We start from the raw sequence: 26,651 nt of genomic DNA, 5'->3' as shown, positions 1-26,651 counted from the left end.
AGCGCCATGGGTCGCCATCGCTGGCTATGCCTGCTCTTATGGATGCTTTTTGGGGCGCTGGGGACGGTACGCGCGCAGCAAAGCGGCGCCCCGGAGGCGCACCCTTTTCTGGAAGAGCCGCGCACTTACCAGATCTTGGATATCCTAGTCGAAGGGGCCACAGGCCCCACGACTCGGGATCTGGTCCTGAGCACTAGCGGCCTATACAAGGGCATGACGATTCGCATTCCCGGAGAGGCCGTCTCGAACGCCATCCGCCAGCTGTATCGGTTGGGGATGTTTTCCGATGTGCAGGTGCGCCTGGAGCGCAGCGTGGGCGATGGCGCTTTTCTTGTGATCGCGGTGCGTGAGGAGCCCCGACTGGAGGATTACGAGATCCGCGGCGTCAAGCGGGGCGAGCGTGAGGAGCTGCGCAAGCGGCTTGTGCTCGCACGCGGTACCTCTGTGTCCCGCAGCACGATCGGGCGCGCCCAACGTGTGATTGCGGAATACTTCGAGAAGAAAGGTCATCTGCAGGTTCGCGTAACGGCTCGAGCCGACTCCGTGGTGGGCAAGCCGGGTTACGTGCGCTTGAGCTTTGACGTGGACAAGGGCCCAAGCGTAGAGGTCAAGCGTATTCTCGTGGAAGGCAACCGGGCGATGTCCGACGCCTGGGTGCGCCGCCGGCTAAAGAAGACCAAACAGGACGCCTGGTGGCGCTTCTGGGGCCGGGCCAAGTTCGATCCGATGGATCTCCGGGAGGACTTGGCCAACCTGATCGAGGCCTACGCCGAGCAGGGGTTTCGCGATGCGCGCGTACTCCGGGATACCGTCTACTACGACTCGACCCGGGCCGGTCTTGTGGTGGCGCTCAGCCTCTATGAGGGGCCCCGCTACTACGTGCGCCGCATCGAGTGGCGTGGCAACACGGTCTACACCGACGCGCAGCTAACCGAGGTCCTGGGCTTTAAGCCCGGGGAGCGTTACAACGCCAAAAAGCTGCAGCGGAATCTGCAGTTCAACCCCAACGGGTTGGACGTATACGGGCTTTATCAGAACAACGGGTATCTGTTTTTCAACGCCCAGCTTGAGGAGCGCGTGGTGGCGCCGGATTCGGTGGATCTGATCTTTGAACTCTACGAGGGGGAGATCGCCACCATCCGGCGCGTGCTCATTACGGGCAATACGAAGACGAAGGAGCACGTCATCCGGCGGGAGCTGCGCACCCTGCCCGGAGATAAGTTCAGCCGAGAGGCCATCCAACGTAGCGTGCGCGAGCTGGCCGTGCTGGGCTTCTTTGAGCCGGAGCAGATCCGGCCCGATTATCAGGTGGATCCCGAGCGCAAGACGGTCGATTTGACGTACTCCGTAGTGGAAAAGGGGGGCGATCAGCTGGAGCTCTCCGGATCCTATGGCGGGCGCTACATCGGGCTGATCCTGGGCCTGCGGCTGGCCTTCAACAACTTCTCTATTCAGGACATCACGCGCGCCAAAGCCTGGCGGCCTCTGCCCTCCGGAGACGGGCAAAAGCTCAGCCTGTCCGTACAGGTGGCGGGCCGCAACTACCAGGCCTATTCGATCAGCTTTACTGAGCCCTGGTTTCGGGGTCGGCCTATGCCGGCGGGTTTTAGCTTGTACCACAACCGCCGCACCTTTGGGCTGTATGACTACTATTACTACGACCTCTATGGCCTGCCCTTGCCCCCAGATAGCCTGCTACAGCAGCGCAACGAACACTTCCACACCACTGGGGTGTCGCTCAGCTTAGGCCGCCGCCTGTCGTGGCCAGACGATTTCTTCCAGCTCAGCCACGCGCTGAGCTATCAGATTTACGACGTGCGCCTACAGGGCTCTACCTACTACTACGGGCTTCCGAATGGGGTGCACCAGACCGTAAGCCTACGGCAGACGTTGAGCCGAAGCTCCATCGATAACCCCTTCTTCCCCCGAACGGGCTCTGAGATGACGCTCACGGTTGACCTGGCCCCTCCGCTTCCGGGTTTCATCCAGTATCACAAGTGGCGTCTGGGTTTGAAATGGAACGTGCCCATTATTGGCAATCTGGTGCTGGGCACCGCGCTTGATTACGGCTATCTGGGCTCCTTCCGCAAAGGGGAGCGCAGCCCCTTTGAGCGTTTCTACATCGGCGGCACGATCTTGGAGGCCCAGCAGTTCTTCGGCCAAGATATCGTCTTTATGCGAGGCTACCGAGGCGGCTCGCAGCTGATCTCGCCGCGAACCCAAGATGGACCCATAGGGGGGACGATTCTCAACAAATACTCGGCTGAGCTGCGCTACCCCCTGGTGCAGACCCAACAGCTCAACCTGTTCCCGTACGTATTCGTGGATGCCGGCAACACCTGGTTGGATTTCGCCTCCTACGTGCCGACGCAGCTGTATCGGTCCGCCGGCTTGGGGGTGCGGCTGTTTTTACCTATTCTGGGCCTGCTGGATCTGAACTACGGCTATGCCTTTGACCGCATTCCGGGGGTGACTCGCCCGGGCTGGGTGTTCCAATTCAGCATTGGGCCGCAGTTTTAGCGCAACGGGGATGGCTATGCGATATCTGCTCCTTGGTATCCTCTTAGGGGGGGTGGGAAGCACCCTGGCATGGGCCCAACAGAAGATCGGGTATATCGACTCGGAGCATATCCTGAACAGACTGCCCGAATATCAGGACGCCCAGCAGCGGCTAGAGCGCATGGCGCAAGAATGGCAACGCGAGCTGGAGCGGATGCAACGCGAGCTGGAGCAGCTCGTGCGCGACTATCAGGCCCGAGAAGTGCTGTACACAGAAGAAATGCGGCGCCAAAAAAGGCAAGAAATTGTCGACAAAGAGCGCCTCTTGGAGCAGTTTCGCGAACAAAAATTCGGGCCCCAAGGGGAGCTTTTTCAGCAGCAGGCGCAGCTTCTGCGCCCCATTCAGGAACGCATCTTGCGTGCTTTGCGCGAGGTGGCCGAGGCCCAGGGATATGACTTCGTCTTTGATAAATCGGGGTCGCTTACGTTTCTCTACGTGCGCCCCCAGCACGATCTGAGCGCGCTCGTGCTTGAACGGCTGGGCGTAAACGCGGCCTCAAGCGCGCGCTGAGCTTTCGAGCAACTAAACCAAAAGGGTGCTTCTATGAGGCGATATGCGTGGATACTTTGGGGGATGATGGGGATGGGGCAGTTGGCCTGGGCCCAACAACAAGGTGCCAACCCCGCCCTACCCATCGGCTACACACGGGTGGACTTCATTCTATCGAAAATGCCCGAGGTGGCCGCCGTGCAAAAGCAGCTCGAGAACCTGGCCCAGCGTCATCAGGCCGAATATCAGCAGAAGCTGCAGGATTTTGATCGGCAGCTACAGGACTATCAACGGAGACAGGCTTTGATGTCTCCGGACGCCCGGCAGCGTCGCGAGCAGGAGCTGGCCGGCCTGCAGACGCAGCTGCAGCAGTTTGCCATGGAGAAAAGCCGGGAGCTGGAGCAAAAAGAGGCGGAGCTTATGCAGCCTATTCTAAACCGGATCCAGAAGGCCATCGAAGAGGTGGCTAAGGAACGCCGTCTTGCGTTGGTCTTCAGCACCGGGATCGGACCTAATCCGATTTTGCTGTACGCCGACGAACGGCATGATATCACCGATGCAGTTCTCCGGAGGCTAGGGATCAATTGATCCGGGGCATCGAGGCGGCTTGACAGGTCTCGGCTCGGACCTTATCTTTACGCCGCCATAGGCGGGACTAGCTCAGTTGGTTAGAGCGCAACCTTGCCAAGGTTGAGGTCGCGGGTTCGAATCCCGTGTCCCGCTCGGAAAGGCCCCGGGTTTATACAAAACCGGGGCCTTTTCCTTTTAGTTCGGAATTGGGTGATATGGACGTTGCCGAGTGGGTGAGCCTGCTGAGCCGGCTGTCCCCCTTGTGGTTATATGTGGCCATCTGGGCGGTGGCGTATCTGGAGAACCTATTGCCCCCTATTCCGGGAGACGTGGTGGTGGTTTTCGGGGGGTATCTGGCCGGTTTGGGGGTGCTAAACGTCTGGAGCCTCTGGCTAGGGGCTGTCGCCTGTAGCACCTTGGGCTTTGTGACGATGTATCGGATCGGCTACCGGGTGGGCCCGGTCCTGCTGAGCCGACCGCGGCTGTTGTTTGTATCCGAGCGGCACCTGCGGGCGGCGCAGCGGTGGTTTCATCGCTATGGGATCGTAGCGGTGGTGCTGAATCGTTTTTTAAGCGGCACTCGCTCGGTGATTTCGCTTGTGGCCGGTATGGCGCATATGCCCTTTGGTCCCGTAACGGTTGCGGCGTTCTTGAGCACACTCTTCTGGACGGGTCTGTTAGTGGGACTGGGCTATTGGCTGGGGGAGCGCTGGGAGCTCGTAGGGGAGTATTTACGCCAGTACGGCCGGGTTGTGCTGTTGCTGCTGGCCTTGCTTGGGCTTGGTTACGCCGTGCGGCTCTGGCTTCGTCGGGGGCGTGGGGCTGAGCAGGGCTAGCGTTTTGCGTCTGATGCGCCTACTTTAGCATCGGGAGCGAAGGAGGAGCATTCGGGGGCGTGGCGCGCATCGTATATGCGCTCAGCGGCGAAGGTCGGGGACACACCTCCCGGGCATTAGCTATAGCCGAGGCCTTGGAGCTCGAGGGCCATGAGGTGCTTTATTGCGCTGGCGGGGTGGCCTACGAGATCTTGACCGAGCTCAACAAGCCGGTGCTGCGGGTCCCCGCGCTGGAGCACGTCGTCTACAACAACACCTTAAGGCCTTGGCGCACGCTATGGCATAACCTGCCTCACCTGCTCAGGTCCGGTCGGCTGATCCGCGATTTGGCTCGGTCTCTGGAGGCCTTTCAAGCCGAGTGGCTGATCAACGATTTCGAATACTTCAGCGGCCGGGCGGCGGCCTTGTTGGGGCTACCCGTAGTGGGGTTCAATCGGCAGCAGATCCTCACCGAAGCCCGTTATCCGATACCCTGGCGATGGCGTTTGAACGCGGCCCTGGTTGGTGCGGTGGTGCGCTGGATCGCCCCGCCTCAGGCCGTGCTCACGTTGATCCCGACTTTTCTGCCCCTGCCCCTGCGGCGGCCGGAGCGGGTTCGGCTCGTGCCCCCTGTGATCCGATCCGCTGTGTTGCGGGCTGAGCCCGCCGAGGGGGAACACGTCCTGGTCTACATAAATCGGAGCCGGGGGGCCGAGAAGCTGTTGCGCCTGCTGGAGCGCTTTGCGGAGGTCCCCTTTCACGTATACGGGTTTTCGGAGGCCATCGCCGTGGCTCGGAACGTGAAGATGCGCCCCTCATCCCTGGAGGGGTTTTTGCGGGATCTGGCTTCGGCGCGCGCCGTGATTGCCACGGCGGGTTTTACGCTGATCTCCGAGGCCCTGTACCTGGGTAAGCCCTTGTTGGCGCTTCCGAACAGGGGCATCTTCGAGCAGACGCTTAACGCCTGGCAGCTCGCGCAGGCCGGTTTCGGAGCCGCCGTGGTCGGCCGCGATCCGACGCTAGAGGACATATCCGGTTTCTTGGCCCGCTGGGCCGCATACAAGAGCGCCATTCAACGGCGTTTTGAGGCGGGCAACCCGGAAGTGCTTCGGGTCCTGACCGCCCTCTGGGGCCCCGAGAGGCCCGAACCGGTTTTGTCCGGTCTAAGGGGGTCTGTATATTAACAGGAATGTCCATATCTTCCAAATGAAGGGGATAAGCGCGCCATGCCGCAGACGCCCATGACCCAGGCCGCCGATTTGTTCGAGAAGTGCCGGCAGTTTACGCGGCCCCAGGAAGTAGCCGCGATGGGGCTACATCCGTACTTCAAGCCCGTCTCGGAAAACTACGGCACTAAGGTCGTCATCGAGGGCCGTACCGTTATCATGGCCGGCTCCAACAACTATCTGGGACTGACCACAGACCCCCGGGTAATCGAGGCGGCCAAACGGGCGATCGAGAAGTACGGTACCGGTTGCACGGGCTCCCGCTATCTAAACGGCACCCTGGACATCCATATAGAGCTAGAAGAACGCCTGGCCGCCTTTATGGGCAAAGAGGCGTGCGTGCTCTTTAGCACTGGGTACCAGACCAATCAGGGCGTCATCCAGGCGCTAGCCGGAAAAGGGGACCTGATTTTCTCCGACAAAGACAACCACGCCAGCATCGTGGTGGGCACCATGATGTCGCTGGCCCAGACGGTCCGGTATCGGCACAACGACGTCGAACACCTGCGTCGGCTTCTGGAGCGGGCCGATCCGAAGGCTGCGAAGCTCATCGTCACCGACGGGGTTTTTTCGATGAGCGGCGCCCTGGTCCGGCTGCCCGAGCTAGTGGCCCTAGCAAAGGAGTTCGGGGCCAAACTTATGGTCGACGACGCGCACGCGATCGGGGTGATCGGACCCGGTGGACGGGGTACAGCCGCCTATTTCGGTCTTGACGAGGAGGTCGATCTGATCACGGGCACGTTCAGCAAGAGCTTCGCCTCTTTGGGCGGGTTTGTGGTCGGCGAAGCCCCCGTAATCCAATGGATCCGTTATAAATCACCGGCGCATATCTTCAGCGCCTCCATGCCTCCGGCCAACGTGGCCACGGTGATGAAATGCTTGGAGATCCTGCAGCAAGAACCCTGGCGTTTGCAGCGGCTTCAGGAGATCTCCGATTACATGCGCAGCCAATTTCGGCAGATGGGCTTCGATATTTGGGAGAGCCAGACGCCCATCATCCCCGTTGTGATCGGCGAGGATATGCAGTGTTTCCGGTTTTGGCGCGATCTCTTCGACGAGGGGGTCTACGTGAACGCGGTCATCAGCCCGGCCGTGCCTCCCGGGCAGGCGCTGCTGCGCACTAGCTACATGGCCACCCATACGCAAGAGGAGTTGGACTTCATTTTGGAGGCCTTCTACAAAGTGGGGGTAAAGCATGGGATCATCGACCGCAACGGCCGACGTGGCTGAGGCGCAACAATCCGGCTTTCGGATCCTGCAAGTCCAAGAGCGCCGGGATTGGCTGCGGTTTATCGCCTTTCCGTATCGGCTGTATCGGCGCGAGCCTAATTGGGTGCCGCCCCTGTGGATAGAGCAGCGCAGGCTACTGGATCCGGCGCGCAACCCGTTTTTTGAGCACTCCCAGATCGCCCTTTTTTTGGCCGAGCGCGATGGCCACGTGATCGGGCGCATCGCGGCCATCCGCAACGGCAATCATCTGGCCGTCCACCAAGACGGAACGGGCTTCTTTGGCTTTTTTGAGGTTATTCCAGACTACGAGGTGGCGGCTGCGCTCTTGGAGCGGGCCGCACAGTGGCTGCGGGATCGCGAGCTGCTGCTCATGCGGGGTCCGGTTAACCCGTCGCTTAACGACACCGCTGGAGTGCTCCTGGAGGGCTTCGAGCACCCGCCGGCCCTGCTTATGCCCTACAATCCGCCTTACTACGCCGAGTTCTTGGAGCGTTTTGGTCTGCGCAAGGTCATGGGCATGTACGCCTACTACGTGGATGTGCAGACCGTGCAGACCGACAAACTAGAGCGCGGGGTCGAGCTCGTGCATCGACGTCTGCCGGATCTGCGCGTGCGCAAGGTGAACCTAAAAGACTTTGAGCGTGAGGCCCGAACCGTGCGCGACATCTACAACGAGGCTTGGCGCGAAAACTGGGGCTTTGTGCCCATGACGGAGCGGGAATTTGCACACCTGGCCCAGGGCTTGCGCGCGGTCGTCGATCCGCACATCGTCTTCATCGCCGAGCTCCAGGGCCAACCTGTAGGTTTTTCCGTTTCGCTTCCCAACCTCAACGAGGCCCTGCGGCATGTGCGCAACGGCCGTCTTTTCCCCTGCGGCCTGGTGACTTTGCTGTGGCATACGCGCGTTCGCAAAATCCGCGGGATTCGCACGATCATTATGGGCGTTCTGCCCGCCTACCGGGGTCGGGGCATCGACGCGGTCATGCATTACCATACCATCCGCGAGGGGATGCGGCGCGGCTACCGATATGCGGAGTTGAGTTGGGTCTTGGAGACAAACGAGATGATGCACCGAGCCGCCCGCATGGTGGGCGCGGTGCCCTACAAGCGCTACGCCCTCTACGAGATGCCCGTGTGACATGGGGCCTGCGATCCGCTTCGTCTGCGGCGACATCGACGATACGCTGCTGGATCACAGAGGGGCTGAGCGCCGTGCGCTCCGAGATCTCTGCTGGGCCTATCCAGAGCTCACCCGGGCCCGAGGGGCGCGCTCGCTGTACCGTCGTCTTAACGTTCCACTGGGGGCCGCTTACGGACGGGGCGAGCTTGAGGCGCAGGCCTTACGGCGGTTGCGCTTCCGTCTATGGTTGGCTCTTCTGGGGGCGGATTCGGAGCGCTGGGTCGAGCCGGAGGCTTACTACCTTAAGCCGATGCGCCGTGTATTGGCGCTGGCTGCCGGGCGTTCGCAGGGCGTGGCAATTTGTGTGCAGCCGTTGGCCAGCCGGTTTGCTCTCTTATGGGTTCCCGGAGATTCAGCGGGCAAAGCTGTTTCGTCTCCTGGAACTACAGGCCGCCTCCCCGGTGATCTTCGCCCGGGAGCTTGGGCTGCGCAAGTCCGAGCCGGCTCTTTTCGAGCACGCCTTGATCCATACGGGCTATCAGCCACAGGAGGTGCTTTTTATTGGCGATAGTTGCGAAGCGGACATCAAGCCCCTCGCCCGATCGGCCGGCGGACCATGTGGCCCCCTCCTCGGGCTTTGGGGTGCGCAGCTTACAGGAGGTCGCATCATGAGGAAGCGAATGCCCATCTTGCTATTGTGTTCTATGGCCCTAGCCTCGTCCGCATGGGCTCAGCCTGTTGTGGGGGGACCTTTAGGCGTGGGCCTACAGCTAGGGCCCGTTACAGGGCTTACGGCTAAGCAGTTTTTGAGCCGACGCTACGCCCTTGAGGGGCTCATGGCTTGGCGTCTGGACAAGTACTTCTTCATGGAAGCGCACGCAAGCCAACATTGGCTGGCCCAGCGGCTTACCGAAGTGCCGGGGCGCATCGTCTATTACGCCGGCCTAGGGGGCTATGGGCGCTTTGAGTCCGACGCCCAGCGCGGTCATGCGGACCGCTGGGGCCTGAGCGGTACCGGGGGGATGGCGCTGTTCATCGGACGCATAGAGTTCTACATGCACTTCAGCCCCAAATTCGCCCTCTGGCCCGCTACGGCGCTGGACATGACCGGCGGGCTGGGGGCGCGGCTGTACTTGTTCTGAGCGCATGCCCATCCGCCTGTTCGTGACGGATATCGACGGCTGTCTTGCGGAGCCCTTTCGGGCCTTTCCCTGGAAGGCCTTTGCGCGGCTGCGCGCTTGGCAGGCGCGCGCCCGCCGGGATCCGCTTTACCCTCCCATCACCGTGCTGACGGGCCGGCCGCTGCCCTATGCGGAGGCCGTGGCGCAGGCCTTGGATCTGGAGGGGCCTTTTGCCTTCGAAAGCGGAGGAGGGCTCTTTGACCTGCGCACCTATCAGGTCCGCTGGTCCGATGCGATCGGCCCGGAGCAGTGGCGGCAGCTGGAGGAGGCCCGGCGCTGGGTGCTGGATGGGTACGCGTGCCGCTATCCGCAGCTTTTCTACGAGTACGCCAAGCGCACCCAGGTGGGTCTAGTGAGCCCGGATGCGAGTTTAATAGAGCGTCTATACGCGGAGATGGCTCCGCTCATAGAGGCGCGTTTTCCGGATCTGGTGCTGCACAGAACACCGATTTCGCTTGATCTCGTTGTGCGCGGTGCGGACAAAGGACAAGGGCTCCTTTGGCTATGCCGCGCCTGGGGCGCCTCCCCAGAGGAGGTGGCCTACATAGGAGATAGCTCCGGGGATTTGCCCGCCCTCCGACAGGTGGGCTTTGCGTTCGCTCCAGCCAACGCCGCGGCTGCGGTACGGGAAGCGCCCGTTCGTGTCCTACCGGTTCCTTGGGTGGAAGCTGTCGAAATGGCCTACAGGTGGGCTGTTGCGCACAACCGGGCCTCTGTAAAAAGCCTGTAACGCGTCGGGGCCGGGTTATCGAATCCGACGCAGCTTGCCGTAAAATACGGTGCTCAAGATGCGGGTGTGCACGAACTAGCCTTGAAGGGGTGCGTATATGCAAAAGGCGTTAACGATTTTGTGTGGGCTCTGGGGAGTGGCCTTCTGCGCCTGGCCCGCCAGAGCCCAAAACCCGGGTCCGGGCACGCGCACGCTGGCCATCGTAAACGCCCGCATCGTGCCCGTCTCGGGACCTGAAATCCCGCGCGGCACGATCGTGATCCGCGACGGGCTTATCTTGGCCGTGGGGCCGAACGTCACCGTGCCCGCCGACGCCGACACGATCGATGGAGGGGGGCTTACCGTGTATCCGGGCTTCATCGACGGGCGCTCGTTTGTGGGCATTCCCCGATCTCAGCCGGCCGGGTCGGCCCAGGCAGCCGGGGCACGTCCCCCGACGGCGGGCGCGCAGCCGCGGGTTTTCTCCGGTGACCCCACCCCGGAGCAGATGGGGCTTCGGCCGACGCGCCTGGCCCTGGAGGAGTTTCAGCCCGCCGACGCCTCGGTTCGGACCTGGCGCGAGGCCGGTTTTACGGCGGCCGTCGTAACCTCTCGCGAGGGTTTTCTGGCCGGCAAGGCCAGCTTGCTCTTGTTGGGGAGCGTACCGGACCGGGATCGCCCCTTTGTGGGCATGCCCCCTTGGGGGTATGAGGCCGAAGCGCTAGCCCTTAAACCGGAAGTGGGGGTGTTTGCGCAATTTCAGTCCGCTCGCGGCGTCTATCCCGGCACCACCATGGCCGTGATGGCCATGATCCGTCAACTAGGGCATGATGCGCGCTATCTGGATGCCCTGCTAGCCGCCTACGAGCGCGATCCTAACGGTCGCCCCAAACCGGTTCGGGATCCGGTCCGCGAGGCGCTCATTCCGGTTTATAAAGGCCAAGTTCCCGTGTTATTTGAGGCTCCAGATGCCCGCTCGGTTTGGCGCGCCCTTAACCTGGCGCAAGAGGTGGGTTGGCGCATCGTGCTTACGGGCGTAGAGCAGCCCGATTTGGTCTTGGACCGGCTCCGGACGGCTCGCGTGCCCGTGGCACTGTCGCTGCGCCTGCCGCGGGAGGCCGATACCTCTCGGGCGGCCCAGGAGCGCCGGCGGCGCGCCTCTGAAGAGATGCGGCGGCTGCTGGATCGTCAAGAGCAGGCTCGCAAGGCGCGCCTAGAGGCTTACGCGCAGTTGCTGAACTCCGATCTACCCGTGGCGCTGGCTACGGCCAACGTGGAGCCGGCGCAGATCCGCACCAACCTCCGACGACTCGTGGAGGCGGGCGCTTCTAAGGAGGCCGTGCTTCGGGCCCTTACGCTGAATGCGGCCCGTATCTATGGCGTGGAGCGGCAGTTGGGTTCTCTAGAGCCCGGCAAAATCGCCAACTTGGTCGTAACGCGGGGCGATTATTTCGATCGCGATGCGCAGGTGCGGTATGTCTTCGTAGCCGGCGAACGCTTCTCCGTAGAGGCGCGTCCCGCTCCGGCCGGGCCAGGAGCGCGTCCACCGGCCGCGGCTCGGCCTGCGGCCGGGGAGACGGCGAACCTGCAGGGGGCCTGGTCGCTCGTCATCGAGAGTCCGCAAGGGGCCCTGCAGGGCCGTTTAGAGCTGGAGCAGAATGGTTCCAGCCTTACGGGGCGGATTTCCGTAAACGCCCCCATTGAGGTGAGCCTTCTGGGGGGGCGGGTTTCCGGATCGGAGGTCGTCTTGGAGATGGCCATCTCGTTTCAGGGCCAGCAATTCGCCTTCCCCATGCGGGGTACCGTTTCGGGGGACATCATAGCGGGTAGCTTCCCCGTACCTGGAGGCGGTAGCGGACAATGGTCAGCCCGGCGGATTCCGAATTAAGAGGAGGTCCAGAGCATGAGACGCATGGGGTTTATCCTGGTCTTTTGGATCGCGGCCCTCAGCGCCGACGGCCAAAACGTTGTGCTCATCCGAGGTGGCACCGTGCTCACCGTAACGCGGGGCACGCTGCCGAATACGGATATCCTCATCCGCGACGGCAAGATCGCGCAGATCGGGCCCAACCTGACGGCGCCCCCCGGAGCTCAGGTGATCGACGCAAGGGGCAAGTTCGTCATGCCCGGTATCATCGATGCGCACTCGCACATGGCGATCGACAACGTCAACGAGGCCACAAACCCCGTTACGGCCGAGGTGCGCATCCGCGACGTGGTCAACCCCTACGAAGTCAACATCTACCGGGCTCTGGCCGGCGGGGTGACCACGATCCATTCCATGCACGGTTCGGCGAACGTCATCGGCGGCCAGCCCGTGACGATGAAGCTTCGCTACGGGGAGCCCGTAGAGCGTATGATCCTGCAGGATGCCCCGCGCACGATCAAGTTCGCCTTGGGTGAAAACCCCACGCGCGTGCACGGCCGGGCCAGCCAAGGGCAATTCGGCGGCGGTCGCGAGAACGTGACCCCCGCTACGCGCATGGGCGTAGAGCAGGTCATGCGCAAAGCCTTCGAGATGGCCCGCCGGTACATGGCCGAATGGGAGGTCTATGAGCGCGCCCGGCAGGCTTGGGAGCGCAGCCGCCGTCGAGGGCCTGAGCCCATCGCCCCCCGCAAAGACGAACGCCTGGAGACGCTAGCCGCCATCCTGCGCGGGGAGGTCATCGTGCATTGCCACTCTTATAGGGCCGATGAGATTCTGATGGTGCTGCGGGTCTTCCGCGACTTCGGCATCAAGCGGCTCGTCTTTCAGCACGTGCTCGAAGGCTACAAGGTCGCTAAGGAGCTAGCTGAGTTTGGCGCGATGGCCTCGACCTTCTCGGATTGGTGGGCTTACAAGTTCGAGGTCTACTACGCCACCCCGTATAATGCGGCCATCATGCATCAATACGGGGTGAACGTGTCGCTGAACTCCGACTCCGACGAGCTGGTGCGGCGCCTCTATCATGAGGCCGCCAAGGCCGTCCGTTACGGCGGCGTGCCCGAGGATGCGGCCCTGGCCATGATCACCCTCAACCCCGCCAAGCAAATCGGCCTCGATCACCGGATCGGCTCCATCGAGGTCGGTAAGGACGCCGATCTGGCCATCTTCAGCGCCCATCCCCTGTCCGTGTATGCGGTCTGCGAGATGACGCTGGTCGATGGGGTCGTGCGCTTCGATCGCAGCAAGGATCCAGATGATATGCGCTTGGCTATCGACCCTGACGAGTCCCTGGAGGACGCCTACGTGCAGTTCAACCCCGCCGACTACGACCGCTGCATGCTGGGGGCCGAGGCGCACGAGGGCGCCTGGATGGGGGGAGTTGACCTGTACGAGCTCGTAGAGGAGATGATGGCCCACAAGGAGGATCGGCCATGATGCGAAGGCTTTTGTGCGTGGGGGTTGTGCTTGGATTCTCAGCGGGCGCCTGGGGCCAAGGCATCCCCCCTTCTCGTACGGGGACGTTTGCGCTCACCAACGCACGCATCGTAACCGTCTCCGGAGGCGTGATCGAACGCGGTACGCTGCTTATCCAAAACGGCAAGATCGCCGCCGTAGGCCCCAACGTAACCATTCCGCAGGGGGCGGAGGTGCTCGACTGCTCCGGCTTGAGCATCTACCCCGGGCTCATCAACAGCTACACGCAGGTGGGGCTGATCGAGATCGGTCAGATTCCGGAGACCCGCGACGAAAGCGAAGTGGGCGCCTACAACCCCCACATGCTGGCCCTTACGGCCATCAATCCGGCCAGCACCCACATACCCGTTACCCGTGTGGCTGGGGTCACGACCGTGATTTCGGCCCCCACGGGGGGGTTGCTATCTGGGCAGGCCACGCTGATTAACCTACATGGATACACACCGGAGCAAATGGCCGTACGCCCCTCCGTGGGCGTGGTGATGAATTTTCCCTCTGTGGGTCGTCGTTCGCTCTTTCAGCAGCAAAGCGAAGAGGAGCGCCGCCGCCAATACGAACAGCAGCTGCGGCAACTCAACGAACTCTGGCAGAAAGCCGTGGCCTACAACCGGGCTTGGGAGGCGTACGAGCGCAACCGCTCCGGCGAGCCCCCCCTGTGGGATCAGCGTCTAGAGGCCCTGCGGCCCGTGGTGCGGGGTGAGCTGCCGTTTCTGATCAACGTGAACGCGGAGCGCGATATTCTGGCCGCGATTCGCTGGGTGCGAGAGCGCAAGATCAAGGCGATTTTCGCCGGCGTGGCCGAGGGCTGGCGCGTGGCCGACAGCCTAGCGCAGTCGGGTATCCCCTGTATCGTGGGGCCCGTGCTGGCCCTGCCCACGCGGCCCTATGATCGTTACGATCGCGCCTACGCGAACGCCGCCGCCTTGGCCAAGGCGGGGGTGAAGATCGCCATCGGCACCTTCGATTACTACAACGCCCGCAACCTGGCCCATCATGCGGGTATGGCCGCAGCCTTTGGTCTGCCCAAGGAAGAGGCCCTTAAAGCCATTACGCTCTATCCGGCCCAGATTTGGGGGGTGGCCGATCGGATGGGCTCCCTAGAGGTGGGTAAAGATGCGACGCTCATCGTCACCGACGGCGACCCGCTGGAGCTGCGCACTCAGGTGCGATACCTCTTCATCAACGGCTGGCTAGTGCCCCTGGTGAGCCGTCACACTCAGCTGTGGGAGGAATACCGCCGACGCGCCTTTTAAAGCGTTCTAAAACTTTTGGAGAGAGGGCGATCGGTTTGGATCCGATCGCCCTCTCGGTTTACCGTCCGTTTTGAGGTAGGTGTTCCCTTGCCAACAGCTCGCGCATCTGGGTAAGCGCCTCTAGTACGCGGTCCCGCAGCTCATTGAGGCGACGCGCCTGACGGAGCGCCTCCTCCGGTCGGCCCTCCTGGATCGCCTCTACGATCTGGCGGCCTGTGCGGTGCACCTCAGCGTGGAGCGCTTCGAAATCCCGGAACTGCTGCACATGCCCCAATAGCTCCATGCCGCGGCTGTAATACCATTTGCCCAGTCGGCAGCTACGATGGTCCGCAAGCTCGGAGCCACGGATGGAGATCTTGCCCAGCAGGGCGTCGTTTACGCGCTGCACCCAAATGACGTGATCGGCCTTGGCGATCGTAACAAGCAGCGTATCGGAGGGCCATTCCGCAAACAACGCCACGGATTCCTGTCCAAGCCGCGCTATTTGATCCAAAACGCTCAGCATGGAATCGAGCGTCTCCACGTTGGCCGATTGGCTTGAGAAAAGCTCTACGGCGTTGCGGGAGGCTTGCTCGATGGCCTGCTCCAGCTCCTGGATCGCCATCCGGATATGCGCCGCACCCGTGACGGTGGTCTCGGCCGTCTGCTGAGCCCTAGAGAACGCGGTGCTAAGGACGGCGATTTTCTTCTGACTTTCCTCAAGCGCCCTTAGCCCTTCTGTTAGGCGCGCGTCCACTTGAGCCGAATGCCGTTCCAGTTCCAGGGCCGTGTCGTTGATTTCGTGCGCGGCCTGAGCGGATTTCTCGGCTAGCTTGCGCACCTCATCGGCCACCACGGCAAAGCCCCGGCCATGCTCGCCGGCGCGCGCCGCCTCTATGGCGGCATTGAGGGCCAGCAAGTTCGTCTGGCGGGCGATGTCGTTTACCGTGCGGGTGAGACCTGAGATGGTTTGCATGCTGCGCATAAAATGCTGGATCGTCTCAGCCATAAGCTCGATGGACTCCCGTACCTGGCCCATCGCGCTGAAGACGCCTTGCATGAGACCGAATATTTTCTGGATCTCTTGGCTAGTCTCCTCCGCCTCTTCGGCCATGTGGGCGATGTGCTCGGCGATGTTGCGGCTTGTGGCCGTCATTTGTTCTGTAGCCGCGGCCAGCGCGTTGAGCTGATCTGTGTCCGCCAGAAACCGACCCCGGAACTGGGAGGCGGCCTGCTGCAGCTCGGCCAGGTTGCGGATGCGCTCCACGTTGTTGTCCATGGCGCGCACAAGCCACCCCGGCCAGGAGGCCCATTTGCTCAGAAAGGACGCCCACGGGCTCCGCCATTCGGGGTATTGCAGGAAAAAGCCCTCCACAAGGGAGCCTTGGCCTTTTAAAATCCCCTCTACAAGCGCCACGATCTCTTCGACTTGCGGGACGGGCTGTCTGTGCTGTTGCACGACCTTATCCTCCTTGCGCTGATAGCAACTCCTCCGCTAGGCAAACGGCGTTCCAGGCCTCTTAAGGACAAAGCCAAGGCAAGTTTGAAGAGAAAAGACGGCCTTGGGGGCTATCCAAAACAAAAGAGGGCCTCTTTTTTTGCGCCTTGCCGGGGCATTTTTTACACGCCCAATAAGCGGCGCATGCGGGCTACGTGTCCGCCCTCCCAATACAATCGGTCGCAGCAGGGGCATCGGTACAGGACCGGTTCCGTCCGGATGCGCGGTCCGGATGGCAGCCGGTGACGATGGGCGGACCAGGAGGCGGGCTCAAGCGCCGCGTTGCAGCGCAGGCAGCGGCTAAAAAGACCGGACCGAGTATCCAGCGCAAAGCGCGCGATCACTTCCTGAAGCTGCTCCAGCGGACGCAGGTGCGCAATCCAGAGGACTTCTTCGGGGCTAAGCGCGCGCGCAAGGGCCCGGTCGCGCGTGAGCACGATGCGGGCCTCGGCTCGCGCGCGCTGCACGAGCGCCTGATCGCAGATGTAGGGCTCGTAGCGGGTATCGTAGCCCAGCACGCGCAGCCAGCGCGCAAGCCCGCCTAGCATGGCGTCGGCCCAGAAACGCGGACGGTCGAAGGCGGCCATCTTATCGGCTTGCTCGGGGCCAGAGGTCGTTAGAGCGGTCGATATCCGGCAGCTGCCCGTCCGGGTCGATACGCGCGCGTCGCACCGCACGGGGATCGCGCAGCGCGTAGCTATAGCGGTCCTGATGCGCCCAGATCTCCACGGGCAGCCGGATGCGCTCCCGGCTGCCGTCGGCGAATTCCAGCTCCAGCGTAGTCGGCAGTACAAGCCCCTGGCGGTTGGATAGGTACACGCGCGTAAGCCCGGGCTCGGCGCGCACCGAGTCTATGGCCTGATCAAACAGCTCGGCCGTGTAAAACCATCCGCGCCAGAACCAGGCCAAGTCCTCACCGGCGACGTCCTCTAGGGTGCGGAAGAAGTCCACCGGTTGCGGATGCTTGAAGGCCCACCGGGCGATGTAGGCCCGAAAGGCGCGATCGAAGCGCTCCGGGCCCACGATGTACTCGCGCAGCAAAAGAAGGCCGAAGGCCGGCTTGCGATACCCCAGAAAACCCAGGGCGCGCGTAGGCAGCAGATCCGGGGCCGTCATGATCGGGTAGCGATGCCAGGGCTCCTGCATGCGTTTGGCCACAGTATCCGGGTGCAGCTGAGCCAGACGGCGGGCCTGCTGGCCGTAGTAGGCTAAATTCGAGTAGTGGTTGATGAACGTATTGAGCCCCTCATCCATCCATACGTGGCGGCGCTCATCGGAGCCCACAATCATGGGGAACCAGGTGTGCCCGAACTCATGATCCGTGACCCCGAAGAGGGCCTGTCCTCGGGCGAACACTCCGCAGAAAACGATCATGGGATATTCCATGCCGCCCACGGGTCCAGCCACGTTGATGGCCACGGGGTAGGGATAGCGGTAGTACGTTTCCGAATAGAACCGGATCGTGTGCCGCAGGTACTCCGTCGATCGCTCCCAGCCGGGTTGGCCCAAGGAATCCGGGCCGAGCCCCTCTTCGGGGTATACGGACATGAGGAGCACGTCTTCCCAGCTAGCCGCATCCCAAAGAAAGGCCCGGGAGGCGGCCCAGGCGAAATCCCGCACGTTTTGGGCGCGAAAACGCCACGTCAAGGGGCTGCGTCCAGGCGGCCGCGCATCCGGGCGCCCGGCTTCGGCGCGCGAGACGATCATGACAGGTTGGGCGCTCCGGCGGGCCCGCTGGAGCCTTTCGCGCTGCTGCGCCGTGAGCACCTCTTCTGGGTTGAGGAGCTCCCCGGTGGCCACCACGATCAGCTCCCGGGGCACGGTCAGCTCCACGTAGAAGTCCCCGTAGCTCAGGTAGAACTCCCCCTGCCCCAGGTAGGGAAGCGCGTTCCAGCCCCGGATGTCGTCGTAGACGCACATGCGCGGATACCATTGGGCGATCGCATACAGCCAGCCCTTCCGGAAGCGCGTGCGGCCCATGCGGTCGGCCCCGTATTCGGGTATCGTAAAGGCCCACTCCAGTTCGATATCGATCACGCCGCCGCGAGCCGGAACGGGCCTGTCCAGCTCGATGCGCATGCGCGTGTCCTCTATTGCGTACCGGGCCGCTTGGCGACGGCCCTCTTGGGAGAGCACGACGGACCGGATCTCGAACCCTCCTTCGGAGAAGGCCCCGCTCCAGCGGCCCTCCGGGTTGAGCCGGGCGCCTCGGCTTCCGGAGCGAAAGAGGTTCTGATCCAGCTGCAGCCACAGGTGCTCAAGCGGCTCTGGGGCGTAGTTGGTGTAGCGGATCCGCTGTCGCCCTTCGAGCCGGTGTCGAACCGTGTCCAGCGTAGCCTGAATCCAGTAATCGGCCCGCTGTTGCCAGTACGCGGGTCCCGGTGCGCCCGTGGCGGTGCGCATCGCGTTGGGTTCGGGCCAGGGAAGCGGGGCAAAGCGAGCCACAGGCTGGGCTTGAAGCACCCCGGCGCAGCTCCACAAAAGCAGCACAACAGCGGATCGGTTCATGATCGATCTCCTCTTGCCAGGGGAAGGGCTCCATGGGTGCAACCTCAGCGCGCTCCTAGCAGTTCGCGCACCAGGCGTTCGGCTCTGTAAATGTGCCGCAGGGCCTCCAGGATGCCCCCGGCGTGCACGGAGATGGCCCGGCTTGTCTCTTCGGTGTAGAGGAAGTCGCCGGGCAGGCTTTCGATGTTGCCATCGAAAATCAGCCCCACGAGCTCGGCCTGTCGGTTGATGACGGGGCTTCCGGAGTTGCCCCCGATAATGTCGTTTGTGGAGACGAAGTTAAGCGGGGTGCCCAGGTCGAACTCCGGAGGGGGGTTTTGCCAGCGCTCCGGAAGCGCCCACGGGGATTTGCGGTCAAAGGACCGGAAGCGATCGTAGAGGCCGTAGAAGGTCGTCTTGTAGGGGGCTATTGTGCCGTTATACGGATAGCCTCGCACCACTCCGTCGGCCAGGCGCAGGGTAAAGGTGGCATCCGGGGGGATCTGCGTTCCGTAAATTGCAAAAAGCGCCTGGGCAAGCTCGCCCACCAAGAGCTGCTCGCGCGCGCTTAGCCGCTGGTTGGCCTCCTGAGCCCGGCGAAACCGGGGCTCGGCGATGCGGGCCAGAACCAAGAGGGGATCTTGGGAGGCGGCTATGGCCTGGGGGCCCTCAGCCAAAAGGCGCTCCCGAAAGGCCCGATCAAAGAGGCGGCTTTCTCGCAGCAGGGCGCGGGCCGCCTCCTCTGGCCCCCGGCCTCGAAGCGCAGCCCGCACGTAGGGATCTTGCGGGCCCAGGATGCGGCGCGCCTCCTCCAGATGGGCGCCCAGGAAACGAGCTTCCAGTTCCGAATTGGCCGGATCGGGCCAGTTGCGGATGCGGTTGCGCCGGCCCTCAAGCTCGGCGACGCTCGTGTTGTTTTGAACCTGGTTGGCGTATCCGATGAGGGCCTGTGCGAGCGCAAGCGCCTGGCTGCGACCCAGCCCTTGAGGTTGAAAAAGAAACAGATCCGGGTAGTAGCGCCGCAGCTCGGCTCGCAGCTGCGCAATCTCGTCCCAAATCCGCCCGTAACGGGGCGCAAGATCGGGCCGGGCGGCCACAGCGCGTCGGAAATCCCGCTCAAAGGCCCGTTTGCGGCTCATAAGATGGGGATCGCGCAGCCCGCGCAGTTGGCCCGTGAAGGCTTTGATCGTGTTCTCTATGGAGAAGATCTGGTTTTCCAGCTCCGGATCCCCGCCCGGCAGGCTGCGCAGGTGCGCCTGCAGGATAGCGGAGCGGCGCTTGAGGTACTCCAGGGTGTACGGAAGCTGCAGGTCGCGCCGAAACTCCAGCTGCGCCACGGTGTTGAGCCGGCTAGTGCGGCCCGGATTGCCGACCACGAACACGACCTCTCCCTCGGCGGGGCCACGGGGGTTGAAGCGGAAGAAGTGCTCCGTGCGCAGGGGGCGGCCTTGTTCATCGTAGACGCGGAAGAAAGCGCAGTCGAAAGCGTATCGCGGGTAGGTGAAGTTATCGGGATCCCCTCCGAAATAGCCCAGGGCGAGTTCCGGCAAAAAGACCAAGCGCACGTCTGTGTAGCGTTTGTAGCCGTAGACCGAAAAACGGCCTCCGTTGTAGAGCGCGACCACTTGGATCTCCAGGCCCGTGCGACGCCGGTATTCCTCTTCGATGGAGCGGATCTCGGCGTCCCGACGTTGCAAGCGCTCCGCATCGGTGCGGGCCTCCACCATGGCACGCTGCACGCGCGCGGTCACGTCCTCGATGAACACCAGTTGGTCTACGAACAGATTCGGCACGCGGCGCTCCTCCTCAAGGGTTTGGGCGTAAAAGCCCGTCTCGACGAGGTTTTCGCCCGCGCGGGACACGGCGGCGGCCGCATCCCGGGCGCAGTGGTGGTTGGTCATCACCAGCCCATCGGGCGATACAAAGGAGGCCGAGCAGTACGTGGCAAAGCGCAGCGCCGCAAGCCGCACCCGCTGTAGCCACTCCTCCGTGGGGCGAAAGCCGTAGGTTTGGGCGAAATACTCCACGGGCGGATGCTCAAAAGTCCACATCTTGCCCGTATCGAAGCGTCCGGCCCTTACGGTGTCCTCTAAAAAGCTTGGCGCTGAGACCCCGAAGGGCGTCTGCAGAGGGCGTATACCGGCGCATCCTGCCAGCAGAGCTACACTACTTAACGGAATCCACCACGAGGTGCGCATGCGCACTCCTTTCTTTACTGGCTCGGGTAAGTTATCGTCTGCCGCCTAAAAGGTCACGTTTTCTTGTATCTTTGCGCGCATCCGAAAAAGGAGGCGACGCTATGCCTAGGTTGCTGCTGCTGTCGGTCCTGTTCGGGGTGTTCGGCGCGCCTGTCAGGGCTCAGCAGCCCGAGCAGGTCTTGCAGCGGCTTTTTACCGAAGAGCGCATGCAGGCGGAGTGGTTTGAGCCGGCGCTGCTGGCCCAAGTGCCGATAGCGCAGATTGAAGCTATCGTTCGGGAGCTGCGCCGGCAGTATGGATCTTGGGTTGCGGTCCGGGGAAGAGGCCTGGAATACGAGGTGGAGCTGGAGCGGGCCTGGGTGCCTACGCGCATGGTCTTGGGTGCGCAGGGGCGCATCAGCGGGCTTCTGTTTCAGCCTCCATATCCCAAGGCCACGACCCTAGAGGGATGGCTAGAAGCCTTTCGGGCTTTGCCCGGCCGCGTGGCGCTGCTTGTGCGTCGGGATGATCAGGATCTGCTTGTGTTGCGAGCGGAGGAGCCGCTTGCCGTGGGCTCGGCTTTCAAGGTGGCTGTGCTAGCGGCCCTGGCGCGGGAGGTTGCCTCGGGCCGTCGCCGGTGGGAAGAGCTGGTGCCTATAGCCTCCGCCCACAAAAGCCTGCCTTCCGGGATCTTACAAGATTGGCCCGAGGGAGCGCCCCTTACGCTGTACAGCTTAGCGGCGCTCATGATAGCGCAGAGCGATAACACCGCCACCGATCACCTGCTGGCTCTTCTGGGGCGCCAGCCTGTGGAGCGTCTGGCCAACCGAAACCGGCCTTTTTTAAACACTCGAGAGGCCTTTGCCCTCAAAAACCCCGCAAACCGTTCTTGGCTAGAGCGTTTCCGCAGATCCGACGAGACGGGCAAAAGGGCCATCCTCCGTGAACTTGCCCAACGCCCTCTGCCCGATGAGACCCTGTTTAGCTCCGGTCCTGTCGCCTTGGATGTGGAGTGGTTTTTCTCAGCCCGGGAGCTGGCCGCCTTGCTCGATGAGGTGGCCGAGCTGCCTATAATGGGGATCAATCCGGGTCCGGCTCGGCGCGCGGATTGGGCTGCGGTGGCTTTTAAAGGCGGATCGGAGCCCGGCGTGCTGAACTTATCGGCTCGGCTGTTGCGCGCCGACGGCCGGCGTTTTACGGTAATCGCCACGTGGAACGACGAGCGCCTTCTAGATGAGGTTCGCTTTTTGGGGCTTTATAGCGGGTTGTTGCGTTTTTTGGCCGCCCTCCCCTAGGGGTTGCATATCAGCGGCTCGTTCCGGAAGTTTGCGCGTTCTTCAAAACAAGGAGGGCTCCGCCGTTGTACGTACCCCGCAAGGTCTTCTTTACGAAGGGCGTTGGGGTGCACAAAGAACGCCTCTCCAGCTTCGAAATGGCCCTTCGCAAAGCCGGCATCGCGCAGTTCAATTTGGTACGCGTCTCGAGTATCTTCCCCCCCGGATGCAAAATCGTCTCCCCCCAAGAGGGCTTAAAGGAGCTCAAGCCGGGCCAGATCGTGCACGTGGTGATGAGCGAGGCCGCCACCAACGAGCCCAACCGGCTTATCGCGGCGGCCATCGGGCTTGCGCTTCCGGCCGATAAGACGCACTTCGGGTACTTGTCTGAGCACCACTCCTACGGGGAGACGGCCAAGGTGGCCGGTGAGTATGCTGAAGACTTAGCCGCCGAGATGTTGGCCACGATCCTAGGGGTGGAATTCGATCCCGATCAGAGTTGGGATGAGAAAGAGGAGATCTGGAAGATCAGCGGCAAGATCGTCACCTCCCGGCACATCGTGCAGACGGCCGAAGGCGACAAACACGGTCGGTGGAAAACCGTCATCGCAGCCGCCGTGCTCATTCCCTGATCGTGTCGTTTATGGATATATTCCCCCGTGGGTCCCGACGGGCCACGGGGGTCTTCGTCTGAAGAGGAATCCCGATGCGCTGGATACCCATCCCCGTGCCCGCGGAGCGCGCTTTTTTGGCCCCTCCCCCGGAGGCCGCCGACTTTGCACGGGCGCGCGTCGTCGTACTGCCCGCCCCATATGAGCACACCTCTAGCTTCGTCTCCGGTTCGGCTGCCGGGCCGGGGGCCATTATCGAAGTTTCGGCCCAGCTGGAGCTATACGACGCGGAGTTTGGGGTTGAGATCTACGAGCGCGCAGGCGGGATCGCCACCTTGGAGCCGCTGGACTTCACCGGGCGCTACGATGCCGAGGCCGTCGAGCTCGTCGAAGAGGCCGTCGGGGAGCTTTTGGACCGGGGTAAATTCGTCGTGCTCCTGGGCGCCGAGCACACGGTCACCTTAGGGGCTGTGCGCGCCTATGCCGCCCGTTTGGGGCCGATCTCGGTGTTGCAAATCGACGCGCACTCGGACTTGCGCCAGCAGTATCAAGATAACCCCTATAGCCACGCCTGCGTCATGGCGCGCGTGCTCGAGGTCCCCGGCGTGGACCGCTTGGCTCAGGTGGGGGTGCGCGCGCAATGCCGCCAGGAGGCCGAATGGGCTCGCACCGAGCCCCGGATTCGAACCTGGTATGCGCACGCGCTTAAGCGCGAGCCGGACTGGATCGAACAGGTGCTGGAGCATTTGGGGGAGCGCGTCTACCTGAGCATCGACGCCGACGGGATCGACCCCTCGATTCTGCCCGCTGTGGGCACGCCCGTGCCCAACGGGCTCTCCTGGGCCGAGCTTACGGCTCTGTTGTGCGCCGTGGCGCAAAGCCGACAGGTCGTGGGGTTTGACTTCGTCGAGCTAGCTCCGCGTCCGGAGCTGTGGTATGCCACGTACACGGCAGCCGAGATCGTGCACAAGACCTTGGGCTATCTTTTTGCGCGATAGCCCTCTCCGTGGGAAGAGAGCCTATAAAGAGCCGCAGGCGAAAGCGAGGAGGGCCAACGGATGCGTCATGTTGCGCTCTGGGGTTTGCTGGTTCTGGGGGCCCTACTGGGGCTGGGAGGATGCGTCGGCTGCGGGGCTTACAACGCCCTTGTCGAGGCCGAAGAGACGGTCAACCGGGCCTGGAGCGATCTAGAAAGCGCCTATCAGCGTCGTTCGGATCTGGTGCCCAACCTCGTCGAGACGGTTCGGGGCTTTGCCGCTCAAGAACGCGAGGTTCTTCTGGGCGTGGCCGAGGCCCGCAGCCGGGTCGGCCAGTTGCGCCTCGGCCCCGAGTCCCTATCGGATCCCGAGGCCGTGCGCCGTTTTCAGGAGGCGCAGGCGCAGCTATCGGGCGCGCTTTCGCGTCTGCTTGTGGTCGCGGAGCAGTACCCGCAGCTGCGCTCCAGCGAGACCTTCCTGACGCTGATGGCCCAGCTTGAGGGCACGGAAAACCGCATCAACGTGGCCCGACAGCGCTACAACGAGGCCGTGCAGCGCTACAACACCCTCGTGCGGCGCTTTCCCACGGTGCTCGTGGCGGCTCCTCTGGGGTTTCGGCCCCGTCTGGGCTTTGAGGCGCAAGCCGGCGCCGAGGTGGCCCCGCGCGTGAGGTTTTAGATGCGCATCCTGTGCGGACCTCTGCTTCTGTGCGGCCTTCTTGGACGGGCCGTCTGGGCGCAGCAACCTCCCATACCGGAGCCCTCAGGCCGATGGGTGACGGATTGGGGGCAAATCCTGAGCCCGGACCAAGAGGCGCGCCTGGAGGCCAAACTGCGCGCCTACGCGGACAGCACCTCCACGCAAGTCGTGATCGTGACCGTGCCCACGGTGGGCCAGTGGGAAATCGCCCAATTCGCCACGGAGCTTGGTCAGCGTTGGGGTGTGGGCCAGCGGGGCTACGACAACGGCGCGGTGATCCTGGTCGCCGTGCGCGACCGGCGCGTCTTCATCGCCATCGGCCGCGGCCTGGAGGGCCTCGTGCCGGATGCCTTAGCCTTCCGCATATACCGCCACATTCTGCGCCCGGCCTTTCAGCGCGGGGCCTATTATGAGGGATTAGATCGCGCCGTAGACGCCCTGTTTGAAGCCACGCAAGGCGCCTTTCGGGCTCCTCCAGCGCCTCCGGATGCGGATCCCGATCTGAACCGCATCGCGTTGCTTGTGCTCATCATCATGATCGCGCTCGCCTTTGTGCTTTTCTCCGACGGCGGGCGCGAAGGGAGAGCCTACCGCCGAAGGCGAGGCTATTGGCATGGAGGGCCCATCTTCATCCCCGGCGGATGGGGCGCATGGAGCGGGCGGGGAGGTGGCCTCAGCGGTGGGGGGTTTCGCGGCGGCGGAGGCGGTTTCGGGGGCGGCGGGGCCGGAGGGAGCTGGTAAATCAGGGCTCCGGAGGTCGGGGCTTGACGAACACCGTCTGCCCGCGCTCCAGGAGCACATGCCCAGGGAGAGCGCCTTTGGGTTTGCGCACATGGCGTCGTTCCGCCACCCAAACCGGAACGCGCTCGGCCTTCCGGGCCTGGCTAAAGTAGGCTGCGATCTCGGCGGCCGCCTGTATGATCTTGTGCGGCGGGGCTTTCTGCGCCTGGGTCCGTTTTACGATAACATGGGCCCCTGATAGGCCTTGAACGTGCAGCCACAGATCATGAGGCCGGGCATAGCGGTTCAGAAGCAGCTCGTTTTGCTTGGCGCTCCGACCCACCCACGCCTCGTAGCCCTCTCCTAAGGGAATGCGCCGGAACGGAAGCGCCTTCGCTGAGCCCTCCTCTCGCTCTGCGTGGGCCCGGATCCAGCGTTTTAGGTCCCGGACCGTTCGACAGCGTCGCAGCGCAAGCTGAGCCTCCTGCAGCGTCGCGCGCCGCGCGCGCACCGCAAGCAATCGTTTTTCGGCCTGTAGGCGCGCTTCCTGAGCCCGGCGCGCCTTCTCGTAGTAGCGCTGGGCGTTCTCCGATGCCGACAGCTGCGGATCTAGGGGAATGCGCGTCCGGCCCCCTGAGAAGAGGTCCTCCAGCTCAGCCTCCTCTAAGCCCCTAGGAAGTGCCTGCGCGTGGATGAGCAGCAGATGCCCCCATTGCGCGTAACGTGCGCTTCGATCCGGTTCGCCCAGTTCCCGCGTTAAGGCCTCCTCGGCGGCCTGTAGGCGGCTAAGTTCCCTCGCCAAGCGCGCCTCGAGCTCCGAGAAAAGCCCCTGGAAGGCCAGCCGCTCCCAAAACCGCCCCGCAAAGGCCTGCAGGGCAGTTCCCACGGAGTCGAAGGGCTCCGGATGGGCTCCCTGGGCCTCCAGGTGCCGCATAGGCCCCAGGGCGAAGTAAGGCCCCGTTGCGTGCGCGTATATGCGGGGCTCCGGAAAGCGCCACGACTCGCGCAGCGCGCACCAGGCAAGCCAGATGCGCCGCACGCTTTCGTCCGCCTCCGGGCGTATCTGTTCCGGATCCACGCCCGCACGCCAGAGGGCTTCCTTCGCGATCAGGCGATCCGCCAGGGGCACAGCCCGTTGAAAAGCCCGTTGCGCCTCCCCGGGTTCGGCGCAGAAGGCGGAGGCGAACGCCTCGTACGTCTGGGGATCCGAAGCCGGTTTGGCCCCGGGCCATGGCCGAGCGCGCCAAAGCTCAGTCTGCAGGAAAGCCTCCTGAACGATCCCCTCCTGCTCCAGAAAGACGTTTCCGTTTTGCCTATACAGGTGCACATGCAGCCGCAGGGGGCCCTGTGGGGTATCGAAGACGAAGTGCAGCAGGCGATCCCGCTCGGCTATGAACAACTCCGAAAGACTTAGCCCCCAAAGGCTCTGAAAGAAGCCCTTTACGTTGCGCCGCCTGCGATCGCGCCCCCAACGTGGGGCGGCGTACAGCCGGGCCGGATGCAGGCAGAAGCGAAGCGTAAGCGTACCGCCATCCGAAAGCGCCCAGATCAGGCGCAGCTCCTCTGACTCCTGCGTGAAGGCCTCCTCCAGCAGGGCTCCGCTCAGCAGGGGCCGCAGTTCTTGGATCCAGGCGCGCAGGGTGAAGTAGCTCGCATGCATCTGCGCCGAGGCGCCC

Annotated in this window: 22 protein-coding genes and 1 tRNA gene; 18 read left to right on the top strand and 5 right to left on the bottom strand. The window is 63.2% G+C overall.

The annotated features are described in order from the left end of the window. The first annotated feature begins 6 nt into the window (after window positions 1–6). The 13 genes from bamA (at window position 7) to NZ993_05165 (ending at window position 14,553) form a co-directional block, all read left to right on the top strand. On the top strand, window positions 7–2,520 hold the full coding sequence (bamA, locus tag NZ993_05225; protein ID MCS7155190.1) for an outer membrane protein assembly factor BamA: 2,514 nt from the start codon (window positions 7–9) through the stop codon (window positions 2,518–2,520). Window positions 2,521–2,536: 16 nt separating this feature from the next. Next, on the top strand, window positions 2,537–3,070 hold the full coding sequence (locus NZ993_05220; protein ID MCS7155189.1) for an OmpH family outer membrane protein: 534 nt from the start codon (window positions 2,537–2,539) through the stop codon (window positions 3,068–3,070). A gap of 33 nt (window positions 3,071–3,103) precedes the next feature. After that, complete coding sequence (locus NZ993_05215; GenBank protein MCS7155188.1) at window positions 3,104–3,637, top strand: OmpH family outer membrane protein; 534 nt, start codon at window positions 3,104–3,106, stop codon at window positions 3,635–3,637. 61 nt (window positions 3,638–3,698) lie between these two features. Next, window positions 3,699–3,772, top strand: a tRNA-Gly gene (locus NZ993_05210). Between the two features lie 62 nt (window positions 3,773–3,834). Beyond that, window positions 3,835–4,455 carry a DedA family protein gene (locus tag NZ993_05205; GenBank protein ID MCS7155187.1) on the top strand — a complete coding sequence of 207 codons (621 nt, stop codon included), beginning with the start codon at window positions 3,835–3,837 and terminating at the stop codon, window positions 4,453–4,455. A gap of 59 nt (window positions 4,456–4,514) precedes the next feature. Further along, window positions 4,515–5,618, top strand: coding sequence for a glycosyl transferase (locus NZ993_05200; protein MCS7155186.1), 1,104 nt, complete (start codon window positions 4,515–4,517; stop codon window positions 5,616–5,618). Window positions 5,619–5,660: 42 nt separating this feature from the next. Further along, entirely contained in the window at window positions 5,661–6,890 is a 1,230-nt protein-coding gene (locus NZ993_05195) for an aminotransferase class I/II-fold pyridoxal phosphate-dependent enzyme (GenBank protein ID MCS7155185.1), read from the top strand. Further along, complete coding sequence (locus NZ993_05190; GenBank protein MCS7155184.1) at window positions 6,856–8,028, top strand: hypothetical protein; 1,173 nt, start codon at window positions 6,856–6,858, stop codon at window positions 8,026–8,028. Before NZ993_05195 ends, NZ993_05190 begins: the two co-directional genes overlap by 35 nt. A gap of 344 nt (window positions 8,029–8,372) precedes the next feature. Beyond that, on the top strand, window positions 8,373–9,152 hold the full coding sequence (locus NZ993_05185) for a hypothetical protein (GenBank protein ID MCS7155183.1): 780 nt from the start codon (window positions 8,373–8,375) through the stop codon (window positions 9,150–9,152). 4 nt (window positions 9,153–9,156) lie between these two features. After that, window positions 9,157–9,921 carry a Cof-type HAD-IIB family hydrolase gene (locus tag NZ993_05180; protein MCS7155182.1) on the top strand — a complete coding sequence of 255 codons (765 nt, stop codon included), beginning with the start codon at window positions 9,157–9,159 and terminating at the stop codon, window positions 9,919–9,921. 97 nt (window positions 9,922–10,018) lie between these two features. Continuing rightward, a complete protein-coding gene (locus NZ993_05175) occupies window positions 10,019–11,788 on the top strand; it encodes an amidohydrolase family protein (protein MCS7155181.1) in 1,770 nt (589 codons plus the stop codon). A gap of 24 nt (window positions 11,789–11,812) precedes the next feature. Further along, a complete protein-coding gene (locus tag NZ993_05170; protein MCS7155180.1) occupies window positions 11,813–13,261 on the top strand; it encodes an amidohydrolase in 1,449 nt (482 codons plus the stop codon). Continuing rightward, window positions 13,261–14,553 (top strand): amidohydrolase family protein, encoded by a 1,293-nt coding sequence (locus NZ993_05165; protein ID MCS7155179.1) that lies wholly within the window; start codon window positions 13,261–13,263, stop codon window positions 14,551–14,553. The genes NZ993_05170 and NZ993_05165 overlap by 1 nt, the downstream gene beginning before the upstream one ends. A gap of 58 nt (window positions 14,554–14,611) precedes the next feature. On the opposite strand, the gene NZ993_05160 is transcribed toward NZ993_05165, so the two are convergent. From NZ993_05160 to NZ993_05145, 4 genes are all read right to left on the bottom strand, one after another. Continuing rightward, window positions 14,612–15,991: a methyl-accepting chemotaxis protein gene (locus NZ993_05160; protein ID MCS7155178.1), complete on the bottom strand. Its 1,380-nt coding sequence runs from the start codon at window positions 15,989–15,991 to the stop codon at window positions 14,612–14,614. Window positions 15,992–16,152: 161 nt separating this feature from the next. Further along, the gene (locus tag NZ993_05155) at window positions 16,153–16,617 is read right to left on the bottom strand and encodes a Mut7-C RNAse domain-containing protein (GenBank protein MCS7155177.1); all 465 of its coding nucleotides are present in this window, start codon (window positions 16,615–16,617) and stop codon (window positions 16,153–16,155) included. 1 nt (window position 16,618) lies between these two features. Next, complete coding sequence (locus NZ993_05150; GenBank protein ID MCS7155176.1) at window positions 16,619–18,538, bottom strand: M1 family metallopeptidase; 1,920 nt, start codon at window positions 18,536–18,538, stop codon at window positions 16,619–16,621. Between the two features lie 44 nt (window positions 18,539–18,582). Further along, window positions 18,583–20,715, bottom strand: a complete 2,133-nt coding sequence (locus NZ993_05145; protein MCS7155175.1) for a S46 family peptidase — start codon at window positions 20,713–20,715, stop codon at window positions 18,583–18,585. Window positions 20,716–20,816: 101 nt separating this feature from the next. On the opposite strand from NZ993_05145, the gene NZ993_05140 reads away from it, so the two are divergent. The 5 genes from NZ993_05140 (at window position 20,817) to NZ993_05120 (ending at window position 24,996) form a co-directional block, all read left to right on the top strand. Further along, window positions 20,817–21,989: a serine hydrolase gene (locus NZ993_05140; protein ID MCS7155174.1), complete on the top strand. Its 1,173-nt coding sequence runs from the start codon at window positions 20,817–20,819 to the stop codon at window positions 21,987–21,989. 65 nt (window positions 21,990–22,054) lie between these two features. Then, on the top strand, window positions 22,055–22,600 hold the full coding sequence (locus NZ993_05135; protein MCS7155173.1) for an arginine decarboxylase, pyruvoyl-dependent: 546 nt from the start codon (window positions 22,055–22,057) through the stop codon (window positions 22,598–22,600). Window positions 22,601–22,674: 74 nt separating this feature from the next. Continuing rightward, entirely contained in the window at window positions 22,675–23,577 is a 903-nt protein-coding gene (gene speB, locus NZ993_05130) for an agmatinase (protein ID MCS7155172.1), read from the top strand. Window positions 23,578–23,637: 60 nt separating this feature from the next. Next, window positions 23,638–24,234, top strand: coding sequence for a LemA family protein (locus NZ993_05125; GenBank protein ID MCS7155171.1), 597 nt, complete (start codon window positions 23,638–23,640; stop codon window positions 24,232–24,234). Beyond that, window positions 24,235–24,996, top strand: a complete 762-nt coding sequence (locus NZ993_05120; GenBank protein MCS7155170.1) for a TPM domain-containing protein — start codon at window positions 24,235–24,237, stop codon at window positions 24,994–24,996. Window position 24,997: 1 nt separating this feature from the next. Here the strand turns inward: NZ993_05120 and NZ993_05115 are convergent, their stop codons facing one another. Further along, window positions 24,998–26,635 (bottom strand): NFACT RNA binding domain-containing protein, encoded by a 1,638-nt coding sequence (locus NZ993_05115; protein MCS7155169.1) that lies wholly within the window; start codon window positions 26,633–26,635, stop codon window positions 24,998–25,000. Between the last annotated feature and the right edge of the window lie 16 nt (window positions 26,636–26,651).

Source organism: Bacteroidota bacterium, from assembly GCA_025059945.1.
In the GTDB taxonomy this organism is placed as follows: Bacteria; Bacteroidota; Rhodothermia; order JANXDC01; family JANXDC01; genus JANXDC01.
Note: the sequence above shows the minus strand (reverse complement) of the source record. Positions and strands in the feature narration are given on the sequence as shown.